Here is a 12,606-nt window from a genome sequence, read left to right as displayed (position 1 = left end):
CGAATATGGATAGAAGGATTAAGAAAACAAGGATTGCCTTAAGGGATGCATATATAAAATTAATGGAGGAATAATCCGAATCCGATATTACCGTATCAATGATTACTCAAGTTGCTGATGTGAATCGGGCAACTTTTTATGCTCATTTCTCAAATAAACAGGATTTTATAGATGAAATGCTTTACGAACTTTTAGCTGGATTTGAAGATGCAATAATGCAACCATTTGAAAATAAAAGTAAGATCACTATCAATAAATTAACGCCAACAACCGAAAGTATTTTCAAGTATATTGAAGAGAATAAGAATATATTTCATGCACTATCTCTTAGTCATTCTGATTTTGCTAAGCATTTAGAAAAACTTTTTCATCATATTTTCACTAAGAATATTTATATTGAAACGACATCAAAGTTAGGTGAAGTTAATTATGAGATGTTTATTCATTATCAAACAAATGCAACCCTGGGATTAATTATTTATTGGATAAAGAGCAAATTTATATACTCTAAAGACTATATGATGGAGCAATTAACCATTCTCTCAAATACAAAAACAGTTAATTTACGGAAAATTTAGTGGTAAAGATCGGAAAAGGATTATACCTATTTCGTCATATAATGCTCCATCGATAAGGCTTGTTCCTCTTGATTAAAGGCAATTGCTAATTCCAGAGTATTACGAAGCTCGTTCTCATTCCCACTACAGGTATCTCTATCGGACCATAGTGAATGGACATTTTACACCAGTAACGAAATGCCTCCAAGATTCTTGTCATTCACACAGTGGTTGTCATATTTATTATTTTTTATAAGAACCACCCTTTTGCTTGTGACGGCGTTGATGAGGTTTTCTTATTTTCCAGTATGTTTTTCCGAAAGAAAAGCACTTGCTTCACGTACAATCTCCTTCAGAACTTCTCGCAAGAACATATGGTATCCAACCCCAAAATCCAACATCCCTCCCCCTTCACCCATTAACTAATTCTGCATAACCTATAATGACATTTGTCTAAAGGAGGGATTTACATGTTACAACAGCCTGCTATTATTCAACCACGCTCCTATATTGACAATCAGCGAAACATCCAGATTTATTATCCAGTAGTGACAGGGCTGGACAATCCAAATGTTCAACAGCATATTAACCAAACCATTATGGCACACCTGAATCAACTGCTGACAGAGTGGAATTTTTATGAACCAACACTTGTGGAAATGCAGAGCTGGTTTGAGGTAAAAACGAATGAACGTGCAATTTTAAGCCTTGCGCTGTACGTTTATTCTTTCTCGGGCGGAGCGCATGGCATGACAGTCATTGATACACTAACCTTTGATGTAACTACAGGAAAATGTTATACATTAAATGAGCTGTTTAAGCCCGATTCCAATTACCAGCAAGTATTACTGGACATGATCAAATCGCAGGTGAAGGAAAGAGATATTCCTGTCATCAATGAGCCAATTGTTTTACCTGGCAATGAAAATTTTTACATTGCAGACAAGAGCCTTGTACTCTATTATCAGCTTTATGATCTGGCTCCATATTATTTTGGAATCTCCTATTTTCCAATCAATGTATATGCGATTAGTGACATTATTGATGAAGATGGACCGCTTGGGGAGATGTTAGGGTCTTTTTAGGAGCATGGGGGGGTTCTCATACTTCCAGTGTTTTGCTTCAACGCCATGCCGTTTTTTTAATTGCTTGTGGCTTTTAGAACATTCCAACGTGTCGGGCGTCAGTGCCTGTATTTTCCTTCCTTGAAGAATTGTTATGTTTCTTGTTTCACAACCTCACCTAATCAATTCTCCTGTTATGCGTGCAATTTGCCCTCTCAATCCATATATCTATATTAGTCACCCGTATCACATGATACTTTATATCATAAGCTGCATAACTACTTTTTCTATAACCGTGTATACCTCACATTTAATATGGACATCGTAAGGAAAGTCTAAAAGCTGACACCTTCTAAAGGAGCTGGAGTTAGACCACGCAATTTTCAGTTAAACTTTCACCTATTCTTACCAATGTCCCAGTCAAATTCAATAGTTCATACATAGTTTACTATTAAGCTCCTTAAGAAAGGAAAGAGCTATTTCTCGCGGTGGGTACAGCACTAAAGGTATTTCATTAATCTTTGTATTGTTAATTATTATTGGAATCGCATTCGTCAACGCTTAAACAAATAATGCAAACAATGACGAATATCTTTTCTGACTACTATTTTTAATAGAAGGAGGGTAAGGATGTCTTCTAAAAATTTATATCATAAAGCCTGTGAATGTTATAGAAAGCCTGTTGAGGTAGTAGATTATTATGGAAAACGGCACAGAGGCGTTATAACCGACGTTACACCCAGAGGAGTTTACCTTGATACAGGGAATTCTGGATTCTTCATTCCTTTCTTTGCGATCGTTTCCTTTGTCTTGTTATCATCTTTATTCTTTTTTTAAATATGGACGAGTGCCTTATAAAAGAGTAAAGCTATTGTTCTCATGTATTGAAGAAAGCTAAAATTGCAAGCACTAAAAGCAGAAGGTGAATGATTACTAACAATAACCTTTTTATGTAATGTCCTGGGATATATGTACAAACAACCTCACGCACTTCCACATAACTTACTATCATGAAGGGAGGTATACTAAATGAGTAATTATAATGACTATCAAGGCGGTTTCGACAGGAAAAAAGACAACAATTTTGCCTTAATCGTTGTTCTGTTTATCTTGTTAATTATTGTAGGTGTTTCTTTCGTCAAAGATAGCTACTAAAACCGTTACTATTTAGAAATCCCCGTATTTGACGCCTCCAGGTAATTAGAACTCTTTTTTGTATAAGAGTTCTTTTTTCCTTTTCAGACATTTCGTTACATAGACCTTCTCTTATAAGCACTATACTTTTTTAATCTGACCTCGAAACTTTGTTCATCGACTATTCATGATAATTTTAGCCAAGTGGGTTGTGATAATTTTAGTTTATGTTATAAGTATCAGTTAGGTTCTAGTGTGTTTCGAAGTTGATTCTAATGGTTTTAAAAATCATTTCATTCGGCCAAAACCCCCATAGATTGTAAAGCTTCTTTTGCTTGATTTAAATTCAATTCAGTTTGTTCTTGCCAAGTGATAATTACATTAATAAGCGATTTATATTCAGGACTTGCATTTTCCACCATCGTATCTAATCCTTCACGCACTTTTATATCTTGGGTTTCAGCATTTATTATACAGGCTACCATCGTTTCTATAACGGTTTGCCGCTCTTCACCATTTTTCAATCTCCGGGCTGAACCCACTGCGGTTACACGATGATATGAAGCAGGTACTAGATGGCTATGCATTGCAATGTTTCCTTCTAAATCCTCGGTTTCTGGTATATGGAAAAGTTCACTGCTCATAGCACAAACCATTTCTTCCGCATACAAGCTCTGTTGTAACAAATTTAAAACATGCGACCAGTTGTTGACTCTGTAGTAATCATACGGATACAAGAAATCATCTCCTTTCTTAAAAACTTTCATCCTTATAGGTATGATTACGTATTCAAATTAGTGCCTAACAACATAGCCCACCCATAGCCCAAGCTAGGTGAATACCCTAATGATGTAAAGAAAGGAGAGATGTTCTAATGAATAATAACAATCCAATGCATCAGCAATTTCCAGGAACTCATCAACATCAACCTATGGATGACGATGTAAAAGCATTTTGTCAGCGGTATATGAACTATCATGTGGTAGCACAAATGAATGATGGATCAGAATTTAATGGTATTATCGAAAGTATGGACGATGATGGTGTAACCATGTATATTCCTGAAGAGATTGATGCAGATCAAATGAGACCGGCTAATGAAGAAGGGGCAGCCAGACAATTTGACTTTGATTTTGATGATTATGATGAATACGGTCGCCCCCGCAGAAGGAGGTTTCGTCGTTTCCGTCGGCGCCGTTTCCCATTCCGTTTATTTAGAAGATTATTCCTTTTTCCATATTATTACCCTTACTATCCTTATTACCCTTGGTATTAATTTGCCAGAGGATACCGGTGAGAGGCTGGTAGGGTTAGTTAAGGAAAATCCGGCTAATGGATTGCTATATTTTCACAGTTTCCCATGACATGAAATAAGTTGCTTGACCAATGCTCATTTGCATAACATTGGTCAAGCAATTTAATATCCTCCTATTTTATAGCGGTAATAATACAGTACTGGAATTCTTGTAAATCCAATTACTAGACTACCAACCTTTTCTAAGGTCCTCAATTTTTCACAGGATGTCCATAAACATACTCAGGAAAATCAGTAATTATACCATCAACACCAAGTTCGAATAAGTTATCTGCTTGCTCCTGCGTTCGTACAGTATAAGGGTACATCTGCATCCCAGCAGTATGCGTACGATCAACAAGCTCATCTGTAACTATATTCATATTCGGATTGAAGAAATCAGCATATGCTGCAAATTGTTCCAGTTCTTCATCTGTAACATCTGCCCAAGTTAATCCGGCAAGGACACCATGGGGAATATTTGGCAGAAATCCCTTTGATAATTGAACAGATTCATGATTAAATGACTGGATAATAATTTTACCGTTATTAGGCTGATGCATATTACGCTGAATTAAGGCTTCAGCAGCGTTCTCTTCAACACCCGGATACAATCCAGGTGATTTTAATTCTATTAATATCCCTATCTTTCCACGATATCTATCGATGATTTCCTCAAAAGTTGGAATTTGTTCACCCGCAAATTCTTCACCGAACCAGCTTCCGGCATCCAATTGCTGAAGTTCCTCAAGTGTGTAGTCCCCAACAGATCCCGTTCCATTTGTTGTACGATCAACGGTTGTATCATGGATAGCAACTAATTTTCCATCTCGTGTCATTTGTACATCAATCTCAATAAAATCAGCTTTCATTTCAAGCGCCTTTTCAAAAGCAGACATTGTGTTTTCAGGAGCATGCCCTGAAGCACCACGGTGTGCAATGTTAACCATCTTTTGTTGTTGCTGCATTGTCTGACTTTCACCATCGGCTGCGAATACAGGTGCGGAAAACATGGACATAAAGAAAATTGTTGCTAGTGACATGATAGTAAATTTGCGTTTCATCATCTTCATCTCTCCCTCTATCGTATTTATCTATAATTATAGAGGAAGTCTATTAAATGAATGTTAATAGTAAATGAAAGATATGTAATTAAAAACAAGAGATTAGTAGCGACTCAAAAGACCCTGTAATTGTATGTCCAGGCAACAACTAATGCGATTTTCCTTAGTAAAGTGGCAGGTATTCTCTAACAAGTCCATGAAAGCACCCAAACTTTTTCCGCTTCCATGCATATTTTATCATTATAGATGACTATGAAGGAGTGAGCATTTTGAGCAAAAATAAAGGGAAATTTCCTGATGGATTTGATATTGATATGCGGCCGCTTCATGATTTTGTGAAAAAAATGGATTCTTTTTTCAATGAATCATTTAAGCAGATGAATTCTCAATTCCATTTAAAATCTATTTGGGTTGATGTAGAGGAAACGGATTCAGATATCATTGTTAAAGCAGAATTGCCTGGATATAAACGTGATCAGATTCATATAGAAATCATTGGAAACAGATTACGGATTAGTGTGAAGGGAATGGATAATGAGAAATATTCTAACAGTAAAAGGCAATCCTTTGAACAAAAAGAAAAGGTTGTAACCGTACCATTTATAATCCCGGAAGAAGAAACAAGCGCTTCATTTCAAGATGGTATATTGAAAATTTTCATACCGAAAAAGAATTCCAATAGGAAGTATATTGATATTGAGGAATAGCTACTAATAAAGCCACGATCATCAGGCGATGGATCCGGCTTTGACTTGTGAAACTTATTTAGCAATAGTATCTGCCATGTTTTTTTGATAGGCGCTGTGTTTTTTGCTCAAAATAAAAAGCTGCCAGTTTCCATGCATTGAATCATGAGAACTAACAACCTTATTTTTTTCTAATATTTTTATTCGACAAAACCCAGGAAGTGACCCCCCTATAAATAAATTTTCAAATTATCATTATCATCAATTGTTGCTAACAAGATATCAGTAATATCTGCAGCAGATATTATACCAATTCTTTCCCTAAGCCAGGTTTCATCTTTTCCAGCTTGCTTCAGTACGTTAAAATCAATGTTTCCTTCTTTAATGATTGGTAAAGGAAATGAGAATGGTTTTGTTAGCATTTGTAAATCTGATGGAGTTACTGTTTGATGTTCCGATTTTAGAAAAACAGAAAGAGATCCGCCCGGTTCCCATAATGCCAAGGATACCTTTTCAACATCATAAACTTTTTCTTTTCTTAATTCTGTTAACAGATGATCGAGAGATATTCTAGCCTTCGTTAATCCTTTGTATATAATTTCCCCGTTTTTCACAAGCGGATATGGTCCCGGCTCAAGAAATCGTTTTACCCCATTCCACTTTAAACCTAGAAAAAGACTTAGAACATATAAAATAACCAATACTATTATCGTAATCATGGAGCCTTTCATTCCTAATTGCTCATCAGATAATGGATGCGCAATGATGTTTCCGATTAATATTGCCATTGTAAAGTCAAGCAACCTTAATTGGGAGATAGATCGTTGTCCCATTATTTTAGCTGCAAAAAGTAAAAAGAAAAAAGCTACAATTGCTCTCAATATCCACTGCACTGCAGTAAGCGTTTCTTGTCCAATAAAAAAATCCACACTGTCACTTCCTCAGTTTCCGGTTGTAGGTGTTTATTCTATCCAAATAAAGGTAGAATAAACCAGAACTGATTTTTATGAGGATTGATTGGAAAGTGACAACTGAACCGTATTACAGACTACTCCAAGGGGGAACCCATTGCATAACCGCAGCACACTCTAAATTTCCCCGGGTGCGATGCTTTAAAATATGTTACAAGTCTTAACAAAGTAATTCCTTCAATCTGAATTAACTACACGAAATAAAACCTTGGTTGCGGGCTGACATCCCAAATATGAAAAGAGAAATGCTGCAAACACTTCTCTTTTAGACTTCAATTATAAAATAAATACTATTAATATTTATCTGTATTTAATATACACATTTTCACGTTTTAGTAATTACATTTTTTACATCAAGCTAGCCCTCAGCAATTGATATGATAACTGATGGAAAATCATTTGCATATGCAGGGCTGAATTGGATATTTGCTTCTTTAAACAACATTGCATTTGGATCAATAGAAACTTCCTGTGAAAATCCAGCAACTACTAAAAGCGTGCCTTTCTTTTTAAGAGCTGTCAATGCACTTGTAACTGCAGTTTGTGCTCCAGCGGATTCAAAGGCTACCTCAACACCTTTTCCTGTTACAGCCATAATTTTTTCTACTGCGTCCTCTTCCATTGGATTAATAGTATGCGTCGCACCCAGTTCTTTTACTTTTTCTTACTGCATGGAAAGCAACTGCTGTTGGTTCTACATAGTGCCCCTTCCTGAAAGGACATACGCTCAGGTAATCTATGAAAATACTTTGCATCTGCAACTCTCCAACACCCTTCCCCCTTCACCCATTACATAATTCTGCATAACCTATAATGATATTCGTCTAAAGGGGGGATTTACATGTTACAACAGCCTGCCATTATACAACCACGCTCCTATATCGACAACCAGCGAAACATCCAGGTTTATTATCCAGTAGTGACAGGATTGAATAACCCAAGCATTCAACATCATATTAACCAAACCATTATGGCACACTTAAATCAACTGCTGACAGAGTGGAATTTTTATGAACCAACACTTGTAGAAATGCAGAGCTGGTTTGAGATAAAAACGAATGAACGCGGCATTTTAAGCCTTGCGCTGTACGTTTATTCATTCTCAGGTGGAGCGCATGGTATGACAGTCATTGACACACTTACCTTTGATGTAACTACAGGAAAACGTTATACATTAGATGAGCTTTTCAAGCCTGATTCCAATTACCAGCAAGTATTACTGGACATGATTAAATCACAGGTGAAGGAAAGAGATATTCCTGTCATCAATGAGCCAATTGTTTTACCTGGCAATGAAAATTTTTACATTGCAGACAAAAGCCTTGTACTCTATTATCAGCTTTATGATCTGGCTCCATATTATTTTGGAATCTCCTATTTTCCAATAAGTGTCTATGCGATTAGTGACATTATTGATGAAGATGGACCGCTTGGGGAGATGTTAGGGTCTTTTTAGGAGCATGGGGAGGAGTTTCATGCTTCTTGTGTTTTGCTTTAATGCCAGTTTTGTTACTTGTGTATTTTAGATTTTTCTTGCAAGATTCCATGAGAATAGTAATGACTCAACCCACTATATTTAGGATATCTGTTTTTATAAAAAACTGCTGGAATTAACATTGGATTAGTACCCAATGCATTAATTCCAGCAGACTCTAAAATTCTAACAATCTATTTCACCAAAGTTCCCTAGCACCATAGTATCTTGGAAATTAAGTCGTCATCACTATAGGGTACAATGCATTCAACTCATCTATCCCACCTTTAATAGGTCTCTCCCTCTCAATTTATACATCCTCGGGAATATCCCAGTAATAAATTTTCTTATTCACTGGATCGACTTCAAACCATCCATACGTTGCCGGTGAAGTTAACCATTTTTTAAAAACTTATACTTTTTTTAATAAACAGGAGAACAATCCAGGTCTAATACCATCTTTATCTCCCCCTGCACAAATCAAAACCTAGGCATACACACATTTTTAATTTCCGTCATATTCTATATAAAATGTCTGGAGGGGAGCTTATGGATAAAGAAAAAAAACCAGGTTCACAAGTTCCACGTAACCGATCTAAATGGAACTTGTTTGAAGTCATTGGTGTCTTGATTGTTATTGTTTCACTCACCGTACTTTTTCTTGCCCCTGATTCTTTATCACAACTATTTGATACCATTATCAAAGAAGTAAAACCAGTAGTTGTTGACACCTTTTTAACAAGCGAAGTTGGTATTGCTGTCATTGTCAGTGTAATCGTTGGTCGGATTCTGGAGCGCTTCGGGTTTACGGATGGCTTAATCCGTCTTTTTGTCCCAATCATGCGTTGGTTTAAAATCAATCCATCTGTCATTATTCCTAGTGCATACAACATACTGGGGGATATTAATGCTGCCGGGAAAATTGCAGGTCCCATCCTTGTAAAAGCAAAAGCAACAAAGGCGGAACAAAAGATAGCAGTGGCTACCATGATTCAATCACCACAGTCTTTCGCCACATTTGTTCTTGGTCTAATTGCCTTAACAATCTTTGGTATAAATGCATTTCCACTTATTCTGTTATCGATATTTGCACCATTAATCGTTGTCCCTTTCATCTTATCTAAGACAATTTATCGTGATACCAAAAAAGTTACCCTTGATGAATTACCACGATTCACACCTAAAACAACATTATTAAAAACGATTTTTTCTTCTGCTAAAGAAGGTACGGAATTACTACTTTTAGTCATAATTCCAGCTGTAACAGTTGTATTTATTTTAATAGGGATATTAAAATTCGCTGGTATATGGGATTCAATTGAAGCAAGTATGGCTTCTATCCTTACATTAATCAGCATTGAACCTGGCACCGGAATCGTTTCTTTTCTCGTTGCACCTACCCTCGCTGTAGCGCAACTTGCTGATGTAGCCGCTACCATTGATCCACGTTTAATTGTTGGATCCTTTGTACTAGCAAACTCAGGTCTTCCTATATATGTTATTGTCGGTCAGATTCCAGCCATCTGGGCTGAATCAACTGACTTACGCGAAAAAGAAGTCATTACTGCGGCTTTAATTGGCATGATTATCCGGATTGCAACAGCGTGCATTCTTGCATATGTCTTAACACCGTTTTTGGTGACGTAAATGACTAACAATTATATAGTTCATGCTGGAAAAATAGTTACTGTAAGCAGTTTAGGTACCATTTACGACGGAGCAATGATTATTAAAGATGGTAAAATAGCTAAAGTTGGGAATTGGAATACGTTACGAAGCCAGTTCCCATCCCTATCTGTCACCGATTATTCCAATTATGTCATTACACCTTCTTTGGTAGACTGTCATACGCACCTGTTGGAATTCGCTCCGTCATCCTTATATCCAGTTACACCAACAACCCATCTACTGACAGGAAAATCAATCCTACTACATGCATTAAGATCAGGTATCACAGCACTTGGCGAACAGGTGTGCGGTCACCCAAATAGTGACTTTTCTATCACTGATTATCGTCAAGCCGTGAAAGATCTTCCACTTGATATTTCATTCGCTGCCACAAGTATCTCGATTGGATTTAGTGAATTGGTACATTTTACGGCGGTAACGAAATCGAAAGCAGTTCGACAAGCGGACCTTTCTGACCCAGGAATAGTGAAAGAGATTGCTGGACAAAATGATTACCCAGGTGAAAACCTATTTATTAATGCTACACCAGCAAACTTTACACCTGAAGAAGTCCCATGTGCTGGGGAAATCATTTATACACTTGAGGAATTAAAAAGCATTGTAAAAATCTACCACCAATACGGCAAACAAATTGGCCTACACGTTGCCGGTGAGGAAGCGATTGAAATGACATTGGAGGCTGGTTTTGATGTTCTTCATCATGCACATGGAATCACGGATGAACAGATTAAAAAAGCAAATCTGCAAGGAGCAAGGATAGTTGCAACACCGATGGGCGGGACCCATTTGGAACCAAATTCTCCTGAGAACATCCTGGAATTGGTTGAAAATAAAATTGATGTCTCCATAGCAACCGATGCCTATTTACCACCATATCCGAATGTGGATTGGCTACCGTTTAAAGAACAATCCTTACAGGGACCGGATGTTTTCATGAAAATCGCTCATCCTGGAATGATGCTTTTACAAGAAAATGGGTTTGATGAAAACGAGACACTTGCTTTGCTAACCGCAAATCCAGCCGCTATTTTAGGAAAAGAAGATCAGTTTGGTAAATTGCAACAAGGAATGGATGCGAACTTTGTAGTGACGACTGGGGTTCCGGGGTTGGAGATTACAGATGTGAAGGATATTAAAGTTGTGTATTTTCGGGGGGATAGGGTTGTTGATAGGTTGAGTGGGTAAAGCGGAGAATATGATGTATATCATGACAAACTTTTATGTTTCCGGCCAGGAGGTGCGCGACTTGTGGCAGGGGATGCACGACTTCTGACCAGAGGTGCACAGCTTCTGGCCAGAGGCGCACGATTTTTCCGGAGGGGTGCACGTCTTCCAGCCGGGGGTGTACGACTTCTGACCAGAGGTGCACAGCTTCTGGCCAGGGGGCGCACAACTTTTCCGGAGGGATGCACGTCTTCTGGCCGGAGCCTCACAACTTCCAACAATTCACTCAGGCTCCAAAGAAATCGCCCAGCCACACATCCTCATCACACTACCGCACAAATAGACTCCCCGCCACCCAGCACCTTGTCAACTTCACGCGCAATCAGCATTGCAGTACGTGACTGGGCTTCAACCGTCAGGCCAGCAATATGCGGGGACAGCCGGATCGATTCAACCTTTGTAAGCAGTGAATCTTTCTGAACAGGTTCCTTTTCGAGCACATCAAGATACGCACCAGCGATTTGTTTTAATTGAACTGCCTCAATTAGGTCCTCTTCATGGATGATACCGCCCCTGGCTGAGTTGATCACATGGGCATGCGGCTTCATCAGCGGGAAATTTTCGTGGTTAAGCAAATACCTTGTCGCATTGGTTAGTGGTACATGAATGGAAACGAAATCCGACTCGCTTAGCAGTTCATCAAGCGTCTCAACAGGGCGGACATGCGTTTCCTGAATCACATGATCAAATGGAGCAACAAATGGGTCATAGCCGATCACATTCATCCCGAAAACATTTGCCCTTCTTGCAACACGGTTTGCAATCTCACCCATCCCGATAAGTCCAAGTGTCCGATTATTCAACTCAGAACCTGTGAAAAATTTGCGATCCCAATTTCCCCGGCGCACATCCGCATCAGCGGCAGACAAAGGCCGGGAAGCGTCAAGCATGGCTGCCATCACATATTCCGCAACGGAAGTCGCATTTGCATTTCTAGCGGGGATAACAGGTATGCCGCGTGCTTTGCATGCATTCAGATCGATGTTATCAAGCCCGACACCAAGACGGCCGATAACCCTGGTATTCTTCGCTGCATCAAGTAACTCGGTATCAACCCGTGTTTCATTCCGGACGATAAGTGCATCATAGCCCGGCACCAGTTCAAGCAATTCCTTCCGCTTCCGGCTCAGCTCCATATCATAATCAACCGTATATCCTTTTCTTTTTAACTCCTCCATCCCGTCTTCCCACATTAATTCCGTCACAAGAATTTTCATTTGGGTCATCTCCTTTTTAAAAGTGATCTGCTGGAACATATATTTTTCTAACTATTTTAATTATACTGACACAAGGACAACTTTACAAGAAACATGGGGACGGTTCGAGACCAGTGAAAAAGTAGGGGTTTTTGTTACGTATATATAAAGAGGAGTGAAAATGGAGTAAAAAAAATGAGTTCAATTATTAATTGTTTGATTTTCTATGGATTTCTGTAATATTACCCAATAT

Annotated in this window: 12 protein-coding genes and 1 pseudogene; 8 read left to right on the top strand and 5 right to left on the bottom strand. The window is 38.2% G+C overall.

Annotation, left to right across the window (positions count from 1 at the left end):
- The first annotated feature begins 98 nt into the window (after positions 1-98).
- The 3 genes from CIL05_RS03205 (at position 99) to CIL05_RS03190 (ending at position 2,776) form a co-directional block, all read left to right on the top strand.
- Entirely contained in the window at positions 99-578 is a 480-nt protein-coding gene (locus CIL05_RS03205; protein WP_095654076.1) for a TetR/AcrR family transcriptional regulator, read from the top strand.
- Positions 579-1,027: 449 nt separating this feature from the next.
- Positions 1,028-1,642, top strand: a complete 615-nt coding sequence (locus CIL05_RS03200) for a DUF3298 and DUF4163 domain-containing protein (RefSeq protein WP_095654075.1) — start codon at positions 1,028-1,030, stop codon at positions 1,640-1,642.
- A gap of 1,008 nt (positions 1,643-2,650) precedes the next feature.
- Positions 2,651-2,776: a YjcZ family sporulation protein gene (locus CIL05_RS03190; RefSeq protein ID WP_095654073.1), complete on the top strand. Its 126-nt coding sequence runs from the start codon at positions 2,651-2,653 to the stop codon at positions 2,774-2,776.
- 272 nt (positions 2,777-3,048) lie between these two features.
- On the opposite strand, the gene CIL05_RS03185 is transcribed toward CIL05_RS03190, so the two are convergent.
- Positions 3,049-3,492 carry a hypothetical protein gene (locus CIL05_RS03185; RefSeq protein ID WP_240510094.1) on the bottom strand — a complete coding sequence of 148 codons (444 nt, stop codon included), beginning with the start codon at positions 3,490-3,492 and terminating at the stop codon, positions 3,049-3,051.
- A 137-nt stretch (positions 3,493-3,629) separates the two neighbouring features.
- Here CIL05_RS03185 and CIL05_RS03180 point away from each other — a divergent pair, with 137 nt between their 5' ends.
- Positions 3,630-4,031 carry a hypothetical protein gene (locus tag CIL05_RS03180; RefSeq protein WP_240510093.1) on the top strand — a complete coding sequence of 134 codons (402 nt, stop codon included), beginning with the start codon at positions 3,630-3,632 and terminating at the stop codon, positions 4,029-4,031.
- Between the two features lie 230 nt (positions 4,032-4,261).
- On the opposite strand, the gene CIL05_RS03175 is transcribed toward CIL05_RS03180, so the two are convergent.
- The gene (locus CIL05_RS03175) at positions 4,262-5,113 is read right to left on the bottom strand and encodes a glycerophosphodiester phosphodiesterase (protein WP_095654376.1); all 852 of its coding nucleotides are present in this window, start codon (positions 5,111-5,113) and stop codon (positions 4,262-4,264) included.
- A 269-nt stretch (positions 5,114-5,382) separates the two neighbouring features.
- Here CIL05_RS03175 and CIL05_RS03170 point away from each other — a divergent pair, with 269 nt between their 5' ends.
- Positions 5,383-5,820, top strand: coding sequence for an Hsp20/alpha crystallin family protein (locus CIL05_RS03170; RefSeq protein ID WP_240510092.1), 438 nt, complete (start codon positions 5,383-5,385; stop codon positions 5,818-5,820).
- A gap of 209 nt (positions 5,821-6,029) precedes the next feature.
- On the opposite strand, the gene CIL05_RS03165 is transcribed toward CIL05_RS03170, so the two are convergent.
- Together CIL05_RS03165 and CIL05_RS03160 are read right to left on the bottom strand one after the other, a co-directional pair.
- Entirely contained in the window at positions 6,030-6,728 is a 699-nt protein-coding gene (locus CIL05_RS03165; protein ID WP_095654071.1) for a DUF421 domain-containing protein, read from the bottom strand.
- Between the two features lie 400 nt (positions 6,729-7,128).
- Positions 7,129-7,422, bottom strand: a pseudogene (locus tag CIL05_RS03160) (zinc-binding dehydrogenase); the annotation flags it as partial.
- Between the two features lie 189 nt (positions 7,423-7,611).
- Here CIL05_RS03160 and CIL05_RS03155 point away from each other — a divergent pair.
- From CIL05_RS03155 to CIL05_RS03145, 3 genes are all read left to right on the top strand, one after another.
- A complete protein-coding gene (locus CIL05_RS03155) occupies positions 7,612-8,226 on the top strand; it encodes a DUF3298 and DUF4163 domain-containing protein (RefSeq protein ID WP_095654069.1) in 615 nt (204 codons plus the stop codon).
- Positions 8,227-8,793: 567 nt separating this feature from the next.
- Complete coding sequence (locus CIL05_RS03150; protein ID WP_240510091.1) at positions 8,794-9,891, top strand: hypothetical protein; 1,098 nt, start codon at positions 8,794-8,796, stop codon at positions 9,889-9,891.
- Positions 9,892-11,118 (top strand): amidohydrolase family protein, encoded by a 1,227-nt coding sequence (locus CIL05_RS03145; RefSeq protein WP_095654068.1) that lies wholly within the window; start codon positions 9,892-9,894, stop codon positions 11,116-11,118.
- Positions 11,119-11,420: 302 nt separating this feature from the next.
- On the opposite strand, the gene CIL05_RS03140 is transcribed toward CIL05_RS03145, so the two are convergent.
- Positions 11,421-12,374: a hydroxyacid dehydrogenase gene (locus tag CIL05_RS03140; RefSeq protein ID WP_095654067.1), complete on the bottom strand. Its 954-nt coding sequence runs from the start codon at positions 12,372-12,374 to the stop codon at positions 11,421-11,423.
- Positions 12,375-12,606: the final 232 nt, after the last annotated feature.

Source organism: Virgibacillus profundi, assembly GCF_002287375.1.
Taxonomy (GTDB): domain Bacteria; phylum Bacillota; class Bacilli; order Bacillales; family Amphibacillaceae; genus Virgibacillus_K; species Virgibacillus_K profundi.
This window is presented reverse-complemented; position numbering and strand designations above follow the sequence as displayed.